This window comes from Glacieibacterium sp., assembly GCF_965200405.1.
In the GTDB taxonomy this organism is placed as follows: Bacteria; Pseudomonadota; Alphaproteobacteria; order Sphingomonadales; family Sphingomonadaceae; genus Glacieibacterium.
Genome location: NZ_OZ241356.1, coordinates 1037251 through 1058670 on the forward strand (window position 1 = coordinate 1037251; position 21420 = coordinate 1058670).

A 21420-nucleotide genomic window follows, 5' to 3' on the forward strand; every position below is an offset into this window, starting at 1 on the left:
GCGGGCCACCGCGACCGCATGCGGCAGCGCATGCTGGAGGGCGGCGGTGACGCTTTCCTCGATTACGAGCTGGTCGAGTACGTCCTTGGCCTGGCGATTCCGCGCAAGGACACCAAGCCGCTCGCCAAGCGCCTGATGGCCGAATTCGGCAGCTTTTCCGCCTTGCTTGCGGCCTCGCCGGTCGAGTTGAAGCGAGTCGAGGGGCTGACCGACAATGCTGCCGCCGCGCTCAAGTTCATCGAGGCTACGGCGTTGCGTGCGCTGCGGACCGCTGCGATCGACCGACCGGTATTGTCGGGCTGGCAGGCGCTGACCGATTACCTCCACGCCAGCATGGCGCACCGGATGACCGAGGAATTTCGTGTTATCTTCCTCAACAACCGCAACGTCATGATCCGCGACGAGGCGATGGGCACCGGCACGGTCAACGCCGCGCCGGTCTATCCACGCGAGATCGTCAAGCGCGCCCTGGAGCTCGGCGCCTCCGGGCTGGTGCTGGTCCACAACCATCCAAGCGGCGATCCGTCGCCCAGCCGCGACGATATCCAGATGACCAAGGCGATCGTCGAGGCCGGCAAGCCGCTGGGGCTGACCGTCCACGATCACGTGGTGATCGGGAAAAGCGGGCATGCCAGTTTCCGGGCGCTCGGATTGCTGTAGTGTTGCAGCGCAGCAGAGCGAGTGAATCAATGGCCAGCGAAGCGACCGACCGCGTAAGCGAAGCGACCGATCGGGAAGACGTGAAGTACTTGGGGCGATTGCTCGGCGACGTCATCCGCTCGACCGAGGGGCAGGCGGTGTTCGACGCCATCGAAGGGGTTCGCAAGGCTTCGGTCGCGGCCCACCGCAGCGACGGCGAGGGCGAGCGTTCGGCGCTGACTGCCCGGCTGGCCGCCCTCGACCTTGGCGACACGCTGCGCTTCGTGCGCGGTTTCCTGCTATTCTCGCTGCTCGCCAACCTTGCGGAGGATCGCAGCGCGACGCCCGGCGCGCGACGCGAGGCGACACTGGCAGGGGCGCTCGAAACCCTGGCGAAAAGCGGCATCGACAAGTCTGAGGTCCGCGCCCTGCTGGAGCAGGCGTTGATCGCCCCGGTACTGACCGCCCATCCGACCGAGGTGCGGCGCAAGAGCATGATCGACCGCGAGGCCGCGATCGGCGCGCTGCTGTCCGCCTGTTCGACCGGCTGGTGCGATCCCGACACCGAGGGCGAGCTGATCCGCCAGATCACGCTGTTGTGGCAGACGCGCCCGTTACGCGCCGTGCGGCCGGTGGTCGGCGACGAGATCGACGGTGCGATGGGCTATCTTGGCGCCAATGTCGTGCCGGTGCTGCCGGTGCTGCACGCGCGCTGGGAAAAGCTGCTGGGCGGAAAGCTGCCGCCGTTCCTGCGGCCGGGCAACTGGATCGGCGGCGACCGCGACGGCAATCCCAATGTCGATGCCGGTACTCTGGCGGCCGCACTGGCCAAGGGCGCCGCCGTGGCGATCGGCCATTACCTGACCGAGCTCAATGCGTTGGGCGCCGAGCTTTCGATCTCGGCGACGCTGGCGGAGGTCACGCCCGAGCTGGCGGCGCTGGCCGACGCCTCGGGCGACAACGTCCTGTCGCGCGCCGACGAGCCCTACCGCCGCGCGCTGAGCGGATTGTATGCCCGCACCGCCGAGAGCTTTCGCGCGCTGACCGGCCAAGTTGCGCCGCTCGGTGGCCGGCTGCCGGCGACGCCCTATGCCCGTGCCAGCGAGTTGATCGCCGACCTCGACACCGTCGCCGCTTCGCTGCGCGCCAATGATGCGGCGGTGGTCGCGGAAGGCCGGCTGGCCCGGCTGTGCGACGCAGTGCGCAGCTTTGGCTTCCACCTGGCAACGCTCGACCTTCGCCAGAACGCCGACGTCCATGCTCGCGTCGTCACTGAACTGCTGCGCGTCGCGGGAGTCTGCGAAGATTACGCCACGCTCGACGAGGAGGCCCGGGTCGAACTGCTCGGTCGCGAACTGGCCCAGCCGCGCCTGTTGTTCGTGCCGTTCGCCACCTACTCCGACGAGACGCTCAAGGAGATGGCGATCGTCCGCGCCGCTGCCACAGCGCACGCGCAATACGGGCCGGAGTGCATCCGCACCTACATCATCTCCAAGGCCAACGGCGTCGCCAACCTCCTCGAAGTCTATCTGCTGCTCAAGGAAGTCGGCCTGTATGAACCCGGCGAGGTGCCGATCTGCCCGATCATGTCGGTGCCGCTGTTCGAGACCATCGAGGACCTGCAAGCTGCGCCCGCGGTGATGACGGCGTTCCTCGACCGGCCTAAGGCGGCGGCGCTGGCCCGGGCGCGCGGCTATCAGGAGGTGATGGTCGGCTATTCCGACTCGAACAAGGACGGCGGCTACCTGACCTCTAACTGGTCGCTGCACGAGGGCGCGCTGGCGGTTCGTGACGTGTTTAACGAGGCGGGCATCGCGCTGCAGCTGTTCCACGGTCGCGGCGGTGCGGTCGGACGCGGCGGTGGCCCGGCGTTCGACGCGATCCTCGCGCAACCACCGGGCACCGTCCACGGCCGCATCCGCATCACCGAGCAGGGCGAGGTCATCGCCTCCAAATACGGCACGCCCGCTGCTGCCGAGGCGAGCCTCGAAACGATGACCGCCGCCACCGTGCTGACCAGCCTGGCGCCGACCGCGGTATCCGAGAGCGACCTGACCCGCTTTCGTGCTGCGATGCGAACGATCAGCGCGGCGGCGTTCCAGGACTATCGCGCGTTGGTGTACGAGACCCCCGGCTTCAACACCTTCTTCCGCGCCGCCACTCCGATAACCGAGATCGCCGAGCTCAAGATCGGCTCGCGCCCTGCCTCGCGGACCAAGTCGGACCGGATCGAGGATCTGCGCGCCATCCCCTGGGTGTTCAGCTGGGCACAGGCGCGGATCATGCTGCCGGGCTGGTATGGCGCGGGCACGGCGCTCGCCGGGTTCGAGGATCGCGGCCTGCTGCGCGAGATGGTCGCCGCCTGGCCGTTCCTCGGAGCGACGTTGTCCAACCTGGAGATGGTGCTGGCCAAGTCGAATATGCGCGTCGCGGCAGGCTATGCCGCGCTGGTGCCCGATGCGGCGCTGCGCGATGCGGTGTTCGCGCGGATCGAAGGCGGCTGGACGGCGACACGCGACATCCTGCTGGAACTGACCGAACAGGCCGATCTGCTCGACCGCCAGCCGGGGCTGCAGCAATCGGTGCGGATGCGCCTGCCCTATATCGACCCGCTCAACGAACTGCAGGTCGAACTCATCCGTCGCCGCCGCGCCGGCGACACCGACGAGCGCATTGCCGAGGGCATCCACCTGAGCATCAACGGCATTGCGGCAGGTCTGCGCAACTCGGGGTGAAGTCAGCCCGCCATCGTCACGATCACGACGCGCCTCGGCGGTAGCGGCTCTGGCACCACTTCGAACTCCCGGCGCTCCGCATCGCGGCGGGCCCGGTCGATGATGCCGGCCGGGACGCCGGGTCCGTAGAACAGGACGTCGGCCTGGTTCAGCGCGCGCAGCTGGCGCAGCGTCAGGTCGTCGGCATCCAGCGAAGTGAGCACGATCTCGGTCAGGGTGTCGGCGGCACCGACCTTGTCATCGAGATCGACGACCGGCTCGCCGCCTCCAAGCGGATCGAGCCTGCCGCCGGGCGCCAACGCAGCGTCCCAGAATCGCCGTCGCGCTTCGATGGTCGGATGCCGCTGGGCTACTGCGATGCGTGACGCAAAGATTGCCGTCGCCAGCGCCCCCAGGCGTTCCGGCAGCAGCGCTTCCAGCCGCTCCCGCAAGGCTTTCGACAGGCTCGCCGAGGCGCCGCCGGTGCCTATGGCAACGAGCACCGGGGATCGGTCGACGATGGCGGGAATGGTGAAATCGCACAGCGCCGGCCGGTCGACGACATTGACCAGCAGTCCCGCCGCCTTGAGCCGCACTGCCGCCGCCGCTGCTTCGCCCGCATCATCGAGCGCGACAAAAGCAATCCTGACGTCGGGCGCGGACTCCCGCACCACGACACCACCTGCCGCCTCGATCAGCCGTGCCTTGGCATCCGCCGCCTCGCCCTCACCGACGAGCAGCACGGGTCGACCAGCGATCTTGATGAAAACAGGAAGGCTATCCACGCGCCCTTGTGAAGGAAGCGCCGCGCCAAACCAAGCCTCAGCCTTGTGGCGTGCTCGCCGCCGCGACCATCATCGGGCCATCGTTCTTCTGGCAGCGGACAGCGATCACCGGGTAGGTCAGGCCCGAATAGCGAACCAGCGTCTGGCCCGCAGCAGCATTGCATTCGGCGACGCTCGTAAAGCTGGTTTGCTCAGTACGAACGGTCTGGCACTGATCGCCACCGTCGCCGCATCCCAGAATTGCCATCACGATCAGCGCCGCGTTCATTGCCGAGCTCCTTCAGATCGTTAAACACATGAAATCATGCGGTGTTCCGTGACCATTACACGACAAAGCGAGGTTGCGACGTTGGCAAGACTTGGCGCAGCGCACTGACAGGCCCATCTAGGCGGCTATGCGAGATTCGATTGCGACCGAAGCCGGGAACGCTGATTTCCGGACAATAAAGCGTTTCCTGCCGTATCTGTGGCCAGCCGGTCAGGCGAAGCTGAAGACGCGCGTCTTCGTCGCCATGCTGTTGGTGATCGCCGCCAAGACGACTCAGCTGACCGTGATGCCGTTCGCGCTCGGCGGTGCGGTCGATCGCATGACCAAGGGACAGAGCGATGCGCTGACGCTCGCCGTGGCGCTGGTCATCGCCTATGCAGTCGGCCGATTCAGCGCGGTGCTATTCGACAACCTGCGCAACGCGATCTTCGAGAAGGTCGGCCAGACCGCGGCGCGCCACCTCAGCCAGGATGTCTTCACCCATATCCACAAGCTGTCGCTGCGCTATCATCTGGAGCGTCGCACCGGCGCACTGACGCGGATCGTGGAGCGCGGCACCAAGAGCATCGACACGATGCTCTATTTCATCCTGTTCAACATCGTGCCGACGGTGTTCGAACTGATCGCCGTCTGCGCGATCTTCTGGCACAAGCTGGGCTTCGGCATCGTCGTGGCGACACTGGCGATGGTCGTCGTCTATATCGGCTACACCCAGCGGGTCACCGACTGGCGCAATCGCATGCGTCGCGAAATGGTCGACAGCGACAATAAGGTCACGGCGCGGGCCGTCGACTCGCTGCTCAACTACGAGACGGTGAAGTACTTCAACGCCGAGGCTTTCGAAGCCGAGAACTACGGCAAGGCGGTCAAGAAATACTCGGACGCCGCGATCAAGAACGAGGTTTCGCTGGCATGGCTCAACGTCGGCCAGTCGATGATCACCAACATCATGATGGGCGGCGCACTCGCCTACACCGTCTATGGCTGGAGCCAGGGTCGCGTCAGCATCGGCGATCTGGTCGTGGTCAACACCCTGTTGGCGCAGCTGTTTCGTCCGCTCGACATGCTCGGAATGGTCTACCGCGAGATCAAGCAGGGCCTAATCGACATGGAGCAGATGTTCAAGCTGATCGATACCGAAGCCGAGATCGCCGATGCGCCCGGTGCGCAGCCGCTGGTCCTGGCCGGCGCGCACGTTCGCTTCAGCCATGTCGACTTCGCCTATGAGCCGCGCCGCCAAATCCTCCACGACGTGTCGTTCGACGTCGCGCCGGGACGCAAGCTGGCGATCGTCGGACACTCGGGCGCCGGCAAGTCGACGATCAGCCGCATCCTGTACCGCTTCTACGACATCGGCGCCGGCCAGGTGACCATCGACGGGCAGGAACTACGCGACGTCACCCAGGCATCGCTGCGCCGCTCCATCGGCATCGTGCCGCAGGACACCGTGCTGTTCAACGACACCATCGGCTACAACATCGGCTATGGCCGCGCCGGCGCGACGCAGGCGGAGATCGAGGCGGCGGCGGAGCGCGCGGCAATCCACGACTTCATCGTCTTGCTGCCCGACGGCTACGCGACGACCGTCGGCGAGCGCGGCCTGAAGCTGTCGGGCGGCGAGAAACAGCGCGTCGCCATCGCCCGAACCATCCTCAAGGACCCGGCGCTGCTGATCCTCGACGAGGCGACGAGCGCGCTCGATTCCGCGACCGAGGCCGACATCCAGACAGCACTCCGCGACGTCGCCGAGCAGCGCACCACCATCGTCATCGCACACCGCCTGTCGACGATCACCGACGCAGACGAGATCGTGGTCATGGCCGAGGGCCGGATTGTCGAGCGCGGTACGCATCCGGCGCTGTTGGCCGCCGATGGCGTCTATGCCGAGATGTGGGCGCTGCAACAAGCCGAAGCCGAGGAAGCAGGCGTCCTGCAAGCGGCGGAATAGAGCGCCTCGCCCGATGGACAATCCTCGCCGCGAGGGCCAGTTTCGCGGCGCATGAACGAGTCAGTAAACTTCGACCGTCGCGCGGCTCTTGGACTATTGGGGGCGGTGCCGCTGCTCGCTGCAGCGTCTCCCGAGCGAGTGGCGCCCGAGTTTCGCGCCGACCGGGAGCTTCGCGTGCCGGCGCGCGGCGGCAAGCTTTACGTCAGGACCAATGGCCTGGTGCATCGCAGCCGCGCTCCGCTGCTGTTTATCCATGGCGGTCCGGGCTCGTCGCACTGGTACTTCCTGCCGGCGCTGGCATTGGCCGACGAGCGCCCGGTGATCCTCTACGACCAGCTCGATTCGGGACGCTCGCAGATTCGCAACGATCCGGCGAACTGGACAGTCGAGCGCTTCGTCTCGGAGATCGACTCGATCCGCGGCGAGCTTGGTCTCGATCGGTTGCACATCGTCGGCAAGAGCTGGGGCGGCGCGATCGCCATCGAATATGCTGCGCGCCGCCCGGCCGGGCTGCTGAGCCTGACGCTGGCCGGGCCACTGGTCTCGACGCGTAGCTGGGAAGCCAGCACCCGCAAGCGCCTGACGGAACTGCCGCGACCGGTTGCCGAGGCGATCAGGCGGCACGAGCGCGACGGCAGTACTGCGTCGCCGGAATATCGGGCGGCGATCCAGCTGTTCTATGCTGCTTTCGACCGCCGCAGGCCGGTGCCACCGGGCATCGCTGCTTATCGCGATGCGCTGCCAATGGCGTTCAACCCCCGGCTCTACACGACGATGTGGGGGCCGGGAGAGACGGCGGCGAGTGGCAGCCTGCGCTTCTATAACGCCGAGCCGCTGCTGCCGCGCCTCGCGGTGCCGGTGATGTTCCTGACTGGCGAGTATGACGAGATGATGCCGAGCGAGATCGCCCTGCTGGCCCGGCTTGTTCCTGACGCGGTCACTCGGATCGTGCCGGGCGCCGGGCACAGCGGCTGTCTCGATAATCCGGAAGACTGGGTCGGCGAGGTCCGGCGCTTCACCAATCGCTACGGCTGAGATTTCCGCCGGAAAACGTCGCCCGGGCGGCGGTGACGCTGCAGGCCGAATTCGGTGATCTTGCCCGCGCGCGGGTAACGACGTTTCCAGCGAACATAGCGCCGTCGTGCCCAGCCAGAGTTGCGCAGCACCAACGCCAGTCCAAAGCCGAACAGCACCAGTCCAAACGGGATCGGGACGGGCACCGCAGACCCGAGCACCGGACCGACGATCATCAGCAACAGTCCAAAGCCCAGCTGCACGACGCGCCATGGCTCGCTGCTGATCAGCGTCTGGAGGAAGTTGCGGCGGCGCATGCCAGCGCGACTAACCAAGGCCTTTGTCACAATTGCGGCGACGCTTGTGGAAGTTTCGGCAACGACTAAGATCGTTACGGGCACGTTCCTGGAGATTAGATGGTCGCGCATGTCGGAACCGTGGCCTTTCTGGGCCTGGAGGCACGCGCCGTCGAGGTGCAGGTGCAGATCGCCGGCTCGTCCTGGGGCTTCAACGTCGTCGGCCTGCCCGACAAGGCGGTGAAGGAAAGCCGTGACCGCGTGGTGGCGACGCTCAACGCCATCGGTCTGTCGCTGCCGCCGCGCCGGATCACGGTCAATTTGTCGCCTGCCGACTTGCCCAAGGAAGGCTCGCACTACGACCTGCCGATCGCGCTCGGGCTGCTCGGCGCGATGGGCATGATCGATGCGGAGACGCTGAGTGGCTATATCGCGATCGGCGAGCTTGGCCTCGACGGCCGGCTGGCGCCGGTGCCGGGCGTATTGCTTGCAGCGATCCATGCCAGCAGCGCCGAGCTCGGGCTGATCTGCCCGGCATCGCAGGGCGGGGAAGCGGCCTGGGCCGGCGAGATCGAAGTTGTCGCTGCGCCCGATCTGTTGTCGTTGCTCAATCATCTCAAGGGGACGCAGCTGTTGCCTGCTCCAGTCCGTTCGATCGGCGAGGTCGTAATCCGAGGTCCTGATCTGGCTGAGATCAAGGGGCAGGAGACCGCCAAGCGGGCGCTGGAGATCGCCGCCGCCGGTGGCCACAACCTGCTGATGAGCGGCCCGCCCGGCTCGGGCAAGTCGCTCCTCGCGGCGGCGCTGCCCGGCATCCTGCCGCCGCTGACGCCGGCCGAGGCGCTGGAGGTGTCGATGGTCGCCTCGATGGCCGGCGAGCTCGAGGGCGGCAGGCTGGTTCGGACGCGGCCGTATCGCAGCCCGCATCACTCGGCGTCGATGCCGGCGCTGGTCGGGGGCGGGGCGCGGGCGCGGCCGGGCGAGGTCAGCCTGGCGCACCTCGGCGTGCTGTTCCTCGACGAATTGCCGGAGTTTCCGCGCGGCGTCCTCGACTCGTTGCGCCAGCCGCTGGAGACCGGGCAGGTGTCGGTCGCCCGGGCAGCGGCGCACGTCACCTATCCGGCGCGGGTCCAGCTGATCGCGGCGATGAACCCGTGCCGCTGCGGCTATCTCGGCGATGCGGCGATGGCGTGTTCGCGCGCGCCGAAGTGCGCCGTCGACTATCAAGCCCGTGTGTCCGGACCGCTGCTCGACCGGATCGACCTGCACGTCGATGTCGCGGCGGTCAGCGCGGCCGACCTCAGCCTGCCGCCACCAGCCGAGACCTCGCTGCAGGTCGGCGCGCGGGTCGCCGCAGCCCGCGCGATCCAGACGGCGCGCTATGCCGGGACCAAGGTGCGCTCCAACGCCGAGGCCGACGGCAAGCTGCTCGAGACGGTGGCGACGCCCGATGCGGCGGGCAGCAAGTTGTTGACCCAGGCGACGCAGGCGATGCGGCTGTCGGCGCGCGGCTATCACCGCGTACTGCGCGTCGCACGGACGTTGGCGGACCTCGCCGGCGTCGAGCATGTCGGGCGGATCCATATCGCCGAGGCCCTGAGCTACCGGCGGCTTGCACCGGTCAACTGAGCGACGACCGGAACCTGCGCGTCCGGCAGCGATCCAGCCGGGCCGTTCGCCGAAGCGCTCGTCCGATCGGATCAGGCGGCGAGTGCCTCCCGGGTCTTGGCCGGCACCGGGTTCGAGAATTCCATGATACCGTCGTCGACTGCGCCGTAACGCAGTGTCAGCAGGTCGAGCGCGTAATTCTGGTACAGTTTCCAAGGCTTCCTGGTCCCCTGCTTGGGGAATTTGTCCATGCTGCGCGTCACATAGCCCGACGAGAAGTCGAGGTAGGGCGCCGTCTCGATCGGCTTGGTCCCGGTCCGCGGCGTGCATTGCCGCACCTTCTTGCGGTCCATCGTCTTGAGCAGCCGGCAGACATAGCCGCAGGTCAGGTCGGCCTTCAGCGTCCATGAGGCGTTGGTATAGCCGAACGACGACGCCAGATTGGGCAGGTCGCTGTACATCATGCCCTTGTAGCTCAGCGACTGGCTCGGCGCCTTGGCCTCGCCGTCGACGGTAAATGCGACATCGCTGAGCAGTTGCAGGTTGAGCCCGGTCGCGCTGACGATGACGTCGGCTGGCAGCTCAGCGCCGGAGCGCAGCTTGATCCCGGTCGCAGTGAAGCGCTCGACATGATCGGTCACCACCTCCGCTGCGCCGCTTTTCAACGCCTCGAACAGGTCGGCGTCGGGCACCAGGCACAGCCGCTGGTCCCAGGGATTGTAGCGCGGGGTGAAATGCGTATCGACGTCATAGTCGGGCCCCATATGCTGCCGCACCAGGCCGATCAGCTGGGCCTTGATCTTCTCCGGACGGCGGCGCGCCATGTTGAAGAACAGCATGCCCCAGCCGACGTTCTTCCAGCGGATCAGGCTGTACGCCAGCTTGGCCGGCAGCCGGTTGCGCAGCCAGTCGGCGGTGGCATCGGCCGCCGGACGCGACACGACATAGGTCGGCGAGCGCTGCAGCATCGTCACATGGGCCGCGGTCCGCGCCATTTCCGGGACGATCGTCACCGCGGTCGCGCCGCTGCCGATCACCACGACGCGCTTGCCGGCATAGTCGAGGTCGGCGGGCCAGAATTGCGGGTGGACGATGCGCCCGGTGAAATCGGCGGCGCCCTCGAACTCGGGGGCGTAGCCGCCTGCATAATTGTAATAGCCGCTGCACATGAAGAGGAAGTTGCACGTCACGGTGCGCAGCTCGCCGTCCTGTTCGGCCTCGACAGTCCAGGTCGCATCGGCGGTCGACCAGCTGGCGCGCTTGACGTGGTGGTCGAAGCGGATGTGCTGCTCGATATCGGCTTCGCGGGCGGTGTCGCGGACGTATTTCAGGATCGACGGACCGTCGGCAATGGCCTTGGCTTCGCGCCACGGTCGGAAGGAATAGCCGAGCGTGTACATGTCGGAGTCCGACCGGATGCCGGGATAGCGGAACAGGTCCCAGGTACCGCCGATCGCGCCGCGGCCTTCCAATATGGCGTAGCTCTTGTCCGGGCATTCGTTCTGCAGGTGCCAGGCAGCGCCGATGCCCGACAGTCCAGCACCGACGATCAGGACATCGAAATGATCGGTCATTTGCGAGCGCCTTGACGTTAACGGTAACCATGTAGCGCATTTAGGTCGGCGGGCAAACCATCGGGTGTCGCACTACGCATTCCGCGCCGTGTCGATGATGTAACCTAATTGGTTGTTGCTGTCAACCTTGGCAATGATCGCGGGATATATCCGGAAGAAGCTGAGCTTAGTATGGCCTGCCTATCCTGACACTAAATCATTAGTAAGCCGCTGTAATCGCACAATAATACGACTGCAGGATAACCGGAGCGGTCAGGCGGTCGCTTCGACCTCGGGTTGAGGTTCGCGCTGCCGGTCGCCCTCCCATTTGCTGACCACGGCGGTGGCGATGGCGTTGCCGATGACATTGGTTGCCGAGCGGCCCATGTCGAGGAAATGGTCGATCGCCAGCACCAGCAGCAACCCGGCCTCGGGAATGTTGAAGAATGGCAGCGTCGCCGCGATCACCACCAGCGAGGCGCGCGGCACCCCGGCGATGCCCTTGGAGGTCACCATCAGCAGCAGCAGCATCGAGATCTGCTGCCCGGCGCTGAGGTCGATGCCGTACGCCTGGGCGATGAACAGCGAGGCGAAGGCGCAGTACATCATCGAGCCGTCGAGGTTGAACGAATAGCCCAGCGGCAGCACGAAGCTGGCGATGCGCGGGCTGATCCCGAAACGCTCCAGCGCCTCCAGCAGCTTGGGATACGACGCCTCCGACGAGGCGGTGGCGAAGGTGATCAGGAACGGCTCGCGAATTTCCCTGAGCAGCCGGGTGATCGGCCCGAAGCCGATGACGCTGCCACCGGCGGCGATCAGCAACGCCCACAGGATCACCAGCGCGAGATAGAAGCCGCCCATGAATTTCGCGAAGGTGCCGATGATCTCCAGCCCCTCGACCGCGATCGACGAGGCCACGGCGGCGAACACCGCGAATGGCGCGACGTTCATGACATAGCCGGTGATCCGCAGCATCAAATGGACCAGCGCGTCGAGCCCGCGTGTGATCGGGCCGCCCTGCTCGCCGATGGCGATCAGCCCGACGCCGGCGAACATCGAGAAGACGACGATCTGCAGGACCTCGTTGGTCGACAGCGCCTCGAAGATCGACTTGGGCACGATATGGCCGACAAAGACCTTGAGGTCGAAATTGCTGCTGGCGACGCCGGTCTCGGTGCCCGGCGGCGGCAACAGTCCGACGCCGACGCCGGGGTGGAGCAGATTGACCATCACCAGCCCGAGGCTGAGCGACACCAGCCCGGCGACGATGAACCACGCCAGCGTGCGCCCGAACATCCGCCCGATGCTGGCGCCCGAGCCCATGTGCGCGACGCCGGTGATCAACGTCGCCAGCACCAGCGGCGCGATGATCATCTTGATCAGGCGGAGGAAAACGTCGGTGATGATGCCGAGATAGCCGGCGATGCTTTTCGCCTGCTCGGGCGACGCGGCATAGCGATTGACCGCCCAGCCGGTGAGCACGCCAAGGACGAGCGCGATCAGGATGTAGCGAGTGAGCTTCGTGCTGGCCATGCCGGCAAGTGGCGGGAGGATAGTGGCGGGGTCAATCGCAATTCGACGTGAGCCCGTGCACGTCGTATATGAATGCGTATCGATAACGGGATTTTGTCATGGCAAGCAGGAACACGACCGCTCGCTTGAACGATCATTTCGCGTCGTTTGCCGAAGCCAAGGTCAACGAGGGCCGGTTCGGCTCGACCGATGACGTCGTCCTCGCGGGTTTGGAATTGCTCGAGGAGCGAGAGGCGAAGCGCGCTGCGCTGATCCAGGCCTTGATCGACGGAGAGAACAGCGGTCCGTCGACACCGTTCGATTTCGACAAATTCATTGCAGAAATGCACGCCCGCCATAAAGCGGCGTGAACCGATACACGCTTTCGCCATTAGCGCGCGACGACCTGATCGACATTTGGCAGTTCACAGTTGGGCGTTGGAGCATCGCGCAGGCGGATGCCTATGTCTCGGACATTCGGGACGTATTTTCCGGCGCTGCGGCCCGACCGAATAGTGGAAGCGATTGCACCCATTTGCGCCCAGGCATGCGCAAGCTAGGCAGCGGCTCCCATGTCGTTTTCTACCGGGTGATCGACGGTGGCATCGACATCGTCAGAGTCTTGCACGTCAAGATGGACTACGCCCGCCACCTCTAGGCGATCAGCGCATCCACCGTGTCGTGGAAGCGCTTGACCCCCTGCTCCAGCGCGCCGAGCAGGACATGGTCGACGGCGCCGGATTCGAGGCCCTGCTGGCCCAGCGTCGCGGCGCGGAAATCCTCGGCCGCGAACACGCCGCCATCGAGCAGCGCCCAGCTTTTCGCCCAATGCGCCTCGGCCTTGGGGGTCTGCGGCGCATAGGGAATCAGCATGAAATCCTCGACCAGCGTGCGGTTCACCGACTGCGGCATCAGGGTCATGATGTTGATGTAATCGGGCGAGGCGACGATGATCGTGCCGGGCACGAGTTGATAGGCGAAGGTCACCGTCCGGCGCAGCGCCGCCCAGTCGCTGAAGTCGACGCCCTCAAGATTCTCGGCGCGGCCGACGGCCGAGCGCGCGTGCGGGCCGATCAGGTCGCCGGTGGTGACGCCGTCCTTGAAGAACGGCCCGATGGTCGCGGCATGGAGGCGGGTGACGTGATAGCTCTCCAGGAAGGCGTCCATGATCAGCTTCCAGTTCGACGCGACCTCGTGCGTCTTGCGCGCATAAAGATGCTGGTCGGCGAACCCGAGCGCGTCGAAATCATCGGCGAGCGGCCCGGCGGCAAGGCTGAAGTCATAGCTTTCGTCGCGGTCGAGGCCGACCCAGATCAGGCCGCCGGCTTCGCGTGATTCCAGCTCGACGAGGCCGCGCGTCGACTTGTCGAGGCCGGGAAAGGTCTCCGGGCGCGGCAGGCCGACGAGCGCGCCGTCGAGCTTGTAGCTCCAGGCGTGATACGGGCAGACCAGCCGCGGCGCCTCGGTCGGCTCGCTCGCCTCGACCAGCCGCGTGCCGCGATGGCGGCAGACGTTGAGGAAGGCGCGGACCCGGCGCTGGCCGTCGCGCGTCAGCAGCAGCGGCACGCCGAAGCCGTCGTGGGTGACGCTCATGTTCGGCCTGGGCAGCAGCGCCGATGGGGCGACCGGCACCGGCATCTCGCGGAACAGCCGCTGGCGCTCGCGGTCGAACCGCGCCGGATCGGTATAGACCGAGGCAGCGACGGTGGCGGTCGTCGGCACCTGGGCCCCGACGTGCGTCATCGCCTCGGCCAGCGCCAACTGCCCGGCGGTCGGCATGCGGAATGGGACGTGGATGTCCATGGCGCAAATCTATCGCAGTTCCGACCGCGGGCAAAGCCGGTGCAGGGCCATTGATGACAGCGAAGCGCAGGCGCTAAGAATGGCCCGATGAGCATTGCCACCACCGCCACCTGGCGAAACACCCTGCCTGCCGCGATCCGGCCCTATACGGAGGCGGCACCGCTGGCGGCGCTGGCGCTGGGGATCTCGTCGGGGTTTCCGTACACGATGATCGCGGCGACGCTGGCGAGCTGGCTGTCGGACGACGATATCGACATCAAGGCGGTGACGGCGTTCGCGCTGGTGCTGCTGCCGTATAATCTCAAGTTCCTCTGGGCCTGGGTGATCGAGGGGGTGCGGCTGCCGGGGCTGGGGCGGCTGGGCCAGCGGGTGTCGTGGATCATCCTGGCGGGCGCGCTGGTGATGGCGGCGGTGATCAACCTCGGGCTGCATCCGCCGTCGGGCGGGCTGGCGGCGACGGCGTTCGCAGCGCTGCTGGTTGGCATCGCGGGAGCGACCTACGACATCGTCATCGACGGCTACCGCATCGAGCTGCTGACCGCCGAGCAGCTCGGCGTCGGGTCGGGCATGTCGCAATATGGCTGGCGCATCGGCGCGGCGGCCGCGGGCGGACTGGCACTGGTGCTGGCGCAGCATTCGGGCTGGCCGCTGGCTTATTTCGTCTGCTCGGGCTTTGCCCTGTTCGCGGTCGGCGCGGCGCTGATCATGGGCGAGCCGGAGCGGCCGGCGGAACCGGCGGGGCGCCGCAAAGTCGATCTTGGCCGCGCCATCGTCGGGCCGTTCGTCGAGTTCTTCCAGCGCCGCGGCTCGGTGCTGATCCTGGTGTTCATCCTGCTCCACAAGATCGGCGACACGCTGGCCAACCTGACCTTCCGGCCGCTGTTCAAGGCGCTGGGCTATACCAAGGACGAGATCGCCATCTACGACGTCGGCGTCGGCTTCTGGACGCTGCTGCTCGGCATCTTCGTCGGCGGCATCCTGTACACGCGGCTCGGGCTGAAGCGGTCGGTGCTGGTGTCGCTGGTGCTGATGGGCGTGTCGAACCTGAGCTTTGCCGGGCTGGCGATGGCGGGGCACAGCAACCTCGCGATGGCGGCGGCGATCGGCTTCGAGAATTTCTGCTCGGGCGTCGGCGGGGTCGCGGTGGTCGCCTATTTCTCGGCGCTGGCGAACCTGCGCTTCACGGCGGCGCAATATGCGCTGATCTCGGCGGCGGCGAGCATCGTCGGGCGGCTGGTCACCGGAACGAGTGCCGGCGCGATGATCAAGGCGCTCGGCTTCGTCGACTATTACCTGCTCACCACGCTGGCGGCGGTGCCCGGTATCCTGTTGTTCCTGTACATGTTGAAGCGCGGGCTGGTGGTCGAGCCGGGGGAGTCTGCGACACTGTCATAATTCTCGGTTAAGGCGAGGCCGCAGCGGTTGGCGGGGGCGATGACGAGCATGCTACAAGCAACGGCAGTGGCGGCGGACTGGTTGGCGATGACGCCGTCTATCCACCGCGCCGGGCAGCTGGACGTCCGGCTGGCGACCTCTCCGGAGGAGATCGGCGCGGCCCAGGCGCTGCGCTACCAGATCTTCTATGAGGAGATGGGCGCGGCGGCGGCGCCCCACATGACCGCGGCGCAGCGCGATATCGACGATTACGACGCGGTCTGCGACCATCTGCTGGTCATCGACCACGGCTTCGACGGTCGGCCGCATGTCGTCGGCACCTACCGCCTGCTCCGCCAGATGGTCGCGCAGCTCAACCGCGGCTTCTACTCCGCCGGGGAGTATGACCTGTCGCCGCTGATCGCCGCGTCCGCCACGACCGGCCAGCTGCTCGAGCTCGGCCGCAGCTGCGTCGCGCCGGCGTACCGCAACAATGCGACGATCACGCTGTTGTGGCGGGGTATTGCCAGCTACCTCCAGACCCATTCGATCGGCCATATGTTCGGCTGTGCCTCGCTCCACGGCAGCGATGCGGCGGCGCATGCGGCGGAGCTGAGCTATCTTTACCACCACCACCTCGCCCCGCCGGAGCTGCGCGCCCGCGCCCTGCCGGAGCATTATGTCGACATGAACCGCATCGCGCCGACCGCCTTCGATGCGCGCGCCGCGTCGAAGGCGCTGCCGCCGCTGGTCAAGGGCTACCTCCGCGTCGGTGCGATGATCGGCGACGGCGCCTATGTCGACCGGCAGTTCAACACCACCGACATCTTCGTGGTGATGCCGGTCGAGCGCATCACCAAGCGCTATGCCGGGCGCTTCGAGGTCGGGCCGAACGACACCAACTAGCGCTTTGCCGCGCATGGGGGCATGAATGGTCCGGCATCCCGCCGACGCGGGAGCCGGGGAGAGACCAGATGCTCAAGCTTATCATCGGCAACCGGACCTATTCGAGCTGGTCGTTGCGCGGCTGGCTGGCGTGCAAGATCTCGGCACTGGATTTCGAAACCGTCGTCGTGCCGATGGACACGCCGGAGTGGGACAGCGGCGCGTCGAAGGCGCTGATGCCCGCGGGCAAGGTGCCGGTGCTGTGGGACGGCGCCGACATCGCGGTTTGGGACAGCCTGGCGATCATCGACTGGCTGGCCGACAAGGTCCGGAACGCGCGCGTCAGCCGCGGGCATTTCTGGCCGCAGGACAATTTCGCCGCCCGCGCCCTGGCCCGGTCGATCACTGCGGAAATGCACGCCGGTTTCCAGGCGCTGCGCCAGGGCTGCCCGATGAACCTCGCCTCCAATTTCCCCGATTTCGAGCCGACGCCGGAGATCCTGGCGGACGCCGCGCGCATCGACCGGCTGTGGACCGAGGCGCGGACCCGCTTCGGCAGCACCGCCGATGTCGCGCACGAGGGGCCGTTCCTGTTCGGCTCGTTCGGCGCCGCCGATGCGATGTACGCGCCGGTCGTCACGCGCTTCCGCACCTATGGCCTGCCGATGGGCGACGTCTCGCGCGCCTATGTCGAGGCGGTCGCGGCGCATCCGTGGATGGTCGAGTGGACCGCCGACGCCAAGGCCGAGGATTATCCGTTCGCGCGCTATCTCGTCCCGGGCGGCGTTCCGGCTTGACCCGGCGGCGGCGGACCCTACCGTCCCGCGACCAATCGAACGGAGCCAGATGAAGACTTTCCACGCCGCCACGGCCGCGATCGCCGTGCTCGCCAGCCAACTCGCCAGCGCCGCCGAGCCGGTGTTCTCGCCCGACCGGGTCAAGGCCGACGTCACCTTCCTGGCGGACGATCTGCTGGAGGGGCGCGGCACCGGCACGCGCGGCCACGAGATCGCGGCGAAATACGTCGCGGCGCAGTTCGCACAGGCCGGGCTGGTCCCCGGCGCCAAGGACGGCAGCTGGTTCCAGCGCATCACCCTGCAGCAGCGCCAGCTGACCGGCGAGACCGCCAGCGTCACCATCACCGGCCCTGCCGGCGCGCAGACCTGGAAGCACGCCACCTCGGTCATCGTCGCGACCAGCGACAGCGAAGCGGCGACCGACGTGTCCGCCCCCCTGGTCTTCGTCGGCTATGGCATCGACGCACCGAAGCAGGGCTTCGACGATTACCGTAACCTCGACGTGCGCGGCAAGATCGTCGTCGTGCTGGCCGGTATACCGCGCGGCGACCCGAGCGAGACGCTGGCGCACCTGCAGACCCAGAAGGCGGTGATGGCGGCGGCGCACGGCGCCATCGGCACGATCTCGATCTCGACGCTGGACGGTCGCAAGCGCCGCCCGTGGAACCGCAGCGTCGCCAGCGCCGACGTGCCGCGCATGACCTGGGTCGCCGCCGACGGCAAGGCGCACGTCAACGCCCCCGAGATCAAGGCCGGCGCCTCCCTCGACGTCGTCGCCGCCGAGGCTGCCTTCGCCGGCGCCCCGACCAGCCTCGCCAAGGTCCTGGCCCAGGCCGACAAGCCCGGCGGCCATCCCAAGGGCTTCGCGCTCAAGACCAGCGCCCGCATCCAGGCGCACACCAAGTTCGAGACGCTGACCACGCCCGAGGTCATCGGCATGATCCCGGGCAGCGACCCGACGCTCAAGAACGAGGCCGTCGTGCTGATGGCGCACCTCGACCATCTGGGCATGAAAGCCGATGGCGACGGCGACCGCATCTACAACGGCGCGCTCGACAATGCCGCGGGCGTCGCGGTGATGCTGGAGGTGGCGCGCGGGTTCGCCGGTGACGCGGTCAAGCCGAAGCGCTCGCTGCTGTTCGTCGCCAACACCGCCGAGGAAAAGGGCCTGCTGGGCGCCGAGTCCTTCGCCAACGACCCAAGCGTGCCGATCGGCAACATCGTCAGCGTCGTCGACCTCGACCAGCCGATGCTGCTGTACGATTTCACCGACGTCGTCGCCTTCGGTGCCGATCACTCGACGCTGGGCCAGTCGGTCGCCAAGGCGGCGGGCGAGGCGGGCATCAAGCTGGCGGGCGACCCGATGCCGGAGGAGACGATCTTCGTCCGCTCCGACCATTACACCTTCGTCAAGCGCGGCGTCCCGGCGATCCTGCTGGCCACCGGCTATGCCAATGGCGGCGAGGCGGCGTGGACCAAGTTCATGTCGACCAACTACCACCAGGTCTCCGACGACCTGTCGCAGCCGATCAACTGGGCGTCCGGCGCCAAATACGCGCGGGTCAATTACCTGATCACCCGCGATGTCGCCGACGCACCGGAGCGCCCGCGCTGGTACAAGAACGACTTCTTCGGCCAGGCGTTCGCGCCGAATGCGCCCAAGGTCGATCGCCCAGCGAAATAGCCCACGCCTTCGAATTACCGTCGTCCCGGCCGCGGTCGGGAGCCAGTTGCGTTACAAAACGGGCGTTCGGTCATTGTAACGTCAGCGGTTCCGGTTCGCCGGACGACGATCGAAGCAAGGGGAGCGACCATGTTGGAACCTGTCACGCAACAAACGACGCCGGTCGCGGTGTCGCGCCGCGTGCCGATTCGCGCCGCACTGGTGACGATCCTGGCGGCGGTGGTGGTGCTGATCGCCGGGCCGGCCTCGGCTGCGGGGCTGCCGTGGTGGCTCGGCTCCGGGCTGTTCTGGGGCGGCGCGGTCGTTGCCGGGCTCGGTGCGCTGGTCGTCGCGTTCCTGCTGCTGCGCCATCGTTCGCCGCGGCCGTTGCTGCTCGGCGCGCTGGTCGTCGGGCTGCTTGCGGCGCTGATCCCGGCGGGGCTGTACCTCGCTGCCAGCGGCTATCCGCGCATCCACGACATCTCGACCGACACCGCCGACCCGCCGCAGTTCAACGCGCTGCTCGCCAGCCGTGGCATCGGCGCCACCGACGCGGCGTATGACGGGCCGTTGGTCGCGGCGCAGCAGCGCGTCGCCTATCCCGACCTGGTCGGCTTGCTGCTCAGCCAGCCACCGCGCGCCGTCTTCGACCGGGCGCTGGCCACCGCCCGCGCCCGCGGCTGGCGCATCGCCGCCGCCGACCAGGCGACCGGGATCATCGAGGCCGTCGCCACCGTGCCGTGGTGGGGGCTGCGGGACGATATCGTCATCCGCGTCCGCCCCGACGGCGGTGGCAGCCGCGTCGACATGCGGTCCAAGTCGCGCGCCGGTGGCGGCGACGACGGCCGCAACGCCCAGCGCATCCGCGACTATCTCGCCAAGCTACGCTGAGTCGCTCGTGTCGGGGTCGGCGACGACATAGCCGCTCGCGACGCTCCAGCGCATGCCGATATCGGGGTAGATGACGACGTCGGTGTCGGGGCGGTCCGGACCGATGGCGAGGAAGACCAGGTCGGCGCTGCCATGGTTGAGCAGATGGTGGCCGTTGGCGACGCCCTTGGGAAACACCGCGGCGTCGCCGGCGCGCAGCAGCGTTTCGCCATCGTCCTCGACCAGAGTCGCCTCGCCCGACAGGACATAGACGAACTCATCCTCGTCGCTGTGCCAATGCCGCTGGCTCGACCCCGACCCCGGTGCGATGGTGCACAGGTTGACGACAAAATCGCTCAGCGACGCCGACAACGGCTTGACCCGCCGCCCCGCGACCAGTGCCGCGAACGGCGGCGGATAGCCCGTCGCGCTTTTTTCGGGCAGTGCTGCGGCATCGACCTTGGGCATCGGACCAACGGGCCTTTTCGACGAGTGACGTGACGCCAGTTTGGCCGCGGATGACGGGGATGCAAGAGCTATGGGCGGGATGATCGACGGGCTCGAACTGGCACGCGACCTGATCCGCTGCGCCAGCGTGACGCCCGCCGATGCCGGGGCGCAGTCCGTGCTGGCGGCGGTGCTGGAGGGTGCGGGCTTCACCGTCCACCGGCTGGTCTTCGGCGAGGCGCCCGACGGCCCGATCCACAATCTGTTCGCGACGATCGGCGAAGGGGCGCCGCATTTCGCCTTTGCCGGGCATACCGATGTCGTGCCGGCGGGCGACGTCGCGCGGTGGAGCAGCCCGCCGTTCGACGCGGCGGTCTCGGGCGGCCACCTGGTCGGGCGCGGTGCCGCCGACATGAAGGGCGCCATCGCCGCCTTTGCCGCCGCCGCCGCACGGCACGTCGCGGCAGGCTTTAAAGGCCGGTTGAGCTTGGTCATCACCGGCGACGAGGAAGGCCCGGCGACCTTCGGCACCGCGCCGTTGCTCGACTGGATGGAGGCGAACGGCTTCGTCCCCGACCTGTGCCTGGTGGGCGAGCCGACCAGCGCGCGGGTATTGGGCGACATGGTCAAGATCGGGCGACGCGGCTCGATCAATGCGTGGATCACGGTGCACGGCGCGCAGGGGCATGTCGCCTATCCAGCGATGGCCGACAATCCGGTGGCGCGGCTGGTGCGCATCCTCGCCGCGGTGCAGGCGCGGGTCCTCGACACCGGCAGCGACTGGTTCCAGGCCTCGAACCTCGAGGTCACCGATCTGGCGGTGGGCAATCCCGCGACCAACGTCATCCCGGCGCAGGCCTCGGCCCGGCTCAACATCCGCTTCAACGATCTGCACCGCGGGGCGGAGCTGGAGGCGTGGCTGCGCGAGGTCGTCGCGTCGGAGGCTGCGTCCGCCGAGGTCGTCGTCAGGATTTCCGGCGAGGCGTTCCTGACCGAGCCCGGGACGCTGTCGGGGGTCGTCGCCGGCGCGATCGAGGCGGTCACCGGGGTCATGCCCGAGCTGTCGACCAGCGGCGGCACGTCGGACGCGCGCTTCATCCGGCGGCTGTGCCCGGTGGTGGAGTTCGGGCTCGTCGGCCAGTCGATGCACAAGGTCGACGAGGGTGTGCCGGTGGCGGACCTGTCGGCGCTGGAGGCGATCTATGGGGAAGTGCTGAGGCGGGTGTTCCGGGGGTAGGCGCCCC

The 21420-nt window shown here is 67.4% G+C and carries 20 protein-coding genes; 13 read left to right on the forward strand and 7 right to left on the reverse strand.

Annotated features, from left to right (window positions below):
* Nucleotides 1-18: 18 nt before the first annotated feature.
* Together radC and ppc are read left to right on the forward strand one after the other, a co-directional pair.
* Nucleotides 19-660, forward strand: coding sequence for a RadC family protein (gene radC / locus ACOFKW_RS04605; protein WP_419816173.1), 642 nt, complete (start codon nucleotides 19-21; stop codon nucleotides 658-660).
* A 29-nt stretch (nucleotides 661-689) separates the two neighbouring features.
* Nucleotides 690-3374 carry a phosphoenolpyruvate carboxylase gene (ppc, locus tag ACOFKW_RS04610; protein ID WP_419816174.1) on the forward strand — a complete coding sequence of 895 codons (2685 nt, stop codon included), beginning with the start codon at nucleotides 690-692 and terminating at the stop codon, nucleotides 3372-3374.
* Nucleotides 3375-3376: 2 nt separating this feature from the next.
* Here the strand turns inward: ppc and ACOFKW_RS04615 are convergent, their stop codons facing one another.
* On the reverse strand, nucleotides 3377-4138 hold the full coding sequence (locus ACOFKW_RS04615; RefSeq protein WP_419816175.1) for a precorrin-2 dehydrogenase/sirohydrochlorin ferrochelatase family protein: 762 nt from the start codon (nucleotides 4136-4138) through the stop codon (nucleotides 3377-3379).
* A gap of 37 nt (nucleotides 4139-4175) precedes the next feature.
* Entirely contained in the window at nucleotides 4176-4406 is a 231-nt protein-coding gene (locus tag ACOFKW_RS04620) for a hypothetical protein (RefSeq protein WP_419816176.1), read from the reverse strand.
* A 127-nt stretch (nucleotides 4407-4533) separates the two neighbouring features.
* On the opposite strand from ACOFKW_RS04620, the gene ACOFKW_RS04625 reads away from it, so the two are divergent.
* A complete protein-coding gene (locus ACOFKW_RS04625; protein WP_419816177.1) occupies nucleotides 4534-6354 on the forward strand; it encodes an ABCB family ABC transporter ATP-binding protein/permease in 1821 nt (606 codons plus the stop codon).
* Between the two features lie 51 nt (nucleotides 6355-6405).
* Nucleotides 6406-7389: a proline iminopeptidase-family hydrolase gene (locus ACOFKW_RS04630; RefSeq protein ID WP_419816178.1), complete on the forward strand. Its 984-nt coding sequence runs from the start codon at nucleotides 6406-6408 to the stop codon at nucleotides 7387-7389.
* Here ACOFKW_RS04630 and ACOFKW_RS04635 read toward each other — a convergent pair.
* Entirely contained in the window at nucleotides 7380-7685 is a 306-nt protein-coding gene (locus ACOFKW_RS04635) for a hypothetical protein (protein WP_419816179.1), read from the reverse strand. The two genes, ACOFKW_RS04630 and ACOFKW_RS04635, sit on opposite strands and share 10 nt — an antisense overlap.
* 99 nt (nucleotides 7686-7784) lie before the next feature.
* On the opposite strand from ACOFKW_RS04635, the gene ACOFKW_RS04640 reads away from it, so the two are divergent.
* Complete coding sequence (locus ACOFKW_RS04640) at nucleotides 7785-9293, forward strand: YifB family Mg chelatase-like AAA ATPase (protein WP_419816180.1); 1509 nt, start codon at nucleotides 7785-7787, stop codon at nucleotides 9291-9293.
* 71 nt (nucleotides 9294-9364) lie between these two features.
* On the opposite strand, the gene ACOFKW_RS04645 is transcribed toward ACOFKW_RS04640, so the two are convergent.
* Complete coding sequence (locus ACOFKW_RS04645) at nucleotides 9365-10846, reverse strand: flavin-containing monooxygenase (protein ID WP_419816181.1); 1482 nt, start codon at nucleotides 10844-10846, stop codon at nucleotides 9365-9367.
* Between the two features lie 252 nt (nucleotides 10847-11098).
* Nucleotides 11099-12358, reverse strand: coding sequence for a dicarboxylate/amino acid:cation symporter (locus ACOFKW_RS04650; protein ID WP_419816182.1), 1260 nt, complete (start codon nucleotides 12356-12358; stop codon nucleotides 11099-11101).
* Between the two features lie 125 nt (nucleotides 12359-12483).
* Between ACOFKW_RS04650 and ACOFKW_RS04655 the strand changes: the two genes are divergently transcribed.
* Entirely contained in the window at nucleotides 12484-12708 is a 225-nt protein-coding gene (locus tag ACOFKW_RS04655) for a type II toxin-antitoxin system ParD family antitoxin (protein WP_419816183.1), read from the forward strand.
* Nucleotides 12705-12995 carry a type II toxin-antitoxin system RelE/ParE family toxin gene (locus tag ACOFKW_RS04660; protein WP_419816184.1) on the forward strand — a complete coding sequence of 97 codons (291 nt, stop codon included), beginning with the start codon at nucleotides 12705-12707 and terminating at the stop codon, nucleotides 12993-12995. The genes ACOFKW_RS04655 and ACOFKW_RS04660 overlap by 4 nt, the downstream gene beginning before the upstream one ends.
* Here the strand turns inward: ACOFKW_RS04660 and ACOFKW_RS04665 are convergent.
* Nucleotides 12992-14140: an aromatic ring-hydroxylating oxygenase subunit alpha gene (locus tag ACOFKW_RS04665; protein ID WP_419816185.1), complete on the reverse strand. Its 1149-nt coding sequence runs from the start codon at nucleotides 14138-14140 to the stop codon at nucleotides 12992-12994. The two genes, ACOFKW_RS04660 and ACOFKW_RS04665, sit on opposite strands and share 4 nt — an antisense overlap.
* Nucleotides 14141-14227: 87 nt before the next feature.
* Between ACOFKW_RS04665 and ACOFKW_RS04670 the strand changes: the two genes are divergently transcribed.
* The 5 genes from ACOFKW_RS04670 (at nucleotide 14228) to ACOFKW_RS04690 (ending at nucleotide 19750) form a co-directional block, all read left to right on the forward strand.
* Nucleotides 14228-15535, forward strand: a complete 1308-nt coding sequence (locus tag ACOFKW_RS04670) for an AmpG family muropeptide MFS transporter (RefSeq protein WP_419816186.1) — start codon at nucleotides 14228-14230, stop codon at nucleotides 15533-15535.
* A 39-nt stretch (nucleotides 15536-15574) separates the two neighbouring features.
* The gene (locus ACOFKW_RS04675; RefSeq protein WP_419816187.1) at nucleotides 15575-16420 is read left to right on the forward strand and encodes a GNAT family N-acetyltransferase; all 846 of its coding nucleotides are present in this window, start codon (nucleotides 15575-15577) and stop codon (nucleotides 16418-16420) included.
* Between the two features lie 68 nt (nucleotides 16421-16488).
* Complete coding sequence (locus ACOFKW_RS04680; protein WP_419816188.1) at nucleotides 16489-17196, forward strand: glutathione S-transferase family protein; 708 nt, start codon at nucleotides 16489-16491, stop codon at nucleotides 17194-17196.
* Nucleotides 17197-17245: 49 nt separating this feature from the next.
* On the forward strand, nucleotides 17246-18880 hold the full coding sequence (locus tag ACOFKW_RS04685; RefSeq protein WP_419816189.1) for a M28 family metallopeptidase: 1635 nt from the start codon (nucleotides 17246-17248) through the stop codon (nucleotides 18878-18880).
* 129 nt (nucleotides 18881-19009) lie between these two features.
* Nucleotides 19010-19750 carry a DUF1499 domain-containing protein gene (locus ACOFKW_RS04690; RefSeq protein ID WP_419816190.1) on the forward strand — a complete coding sequence of 247 codons (741 nt, stop codon included), beginning with the start codon at nucleotides 19010-19012 and terminating at the stop codon, nucleotides 19748-19750.
* Here the strand turns inward: ACOFKW_RS04690 and ACOFKW_RS04695 are convergent.
* Nucleotides 19742-20197: a cupin domain-containing protein gene (locus tag ACOFKW_RS04695; protein WP_419816191.1), complete on the reverse strand. Its 456-nt coding sequence runs from the start codon at nucleotides 20195-20197 to the stop codon at nucleotides 19742-19744. The genes ACOFKW_RS04690 and ACOFKW_RS04695 overlap by 9 nt on opposite strands.
* A gap of 79 nt (nucleotides 20198-20276) precedes the next feature.
* Here ACOFKW_RS04695 and dapE point away from each other — a divergent pair, with 79 nt between their 5' ends.
* The gene (gene dapE / locus ACOFKW_RS04700; RefSeq protein ID WP_419816192.1) at nucleotides 20277-21413 is read left to right on the forward strand and encodes a succinyl-diaminopimelate desuccinylase; all 1137 of its coding nucleotides are present in this window, start codon (nucleotides 20277-20279) and stop codon (nucleotides 21411-21413) included.
* Nucleotides 21414-21420 lie beyond the last annotated feature (7 nt).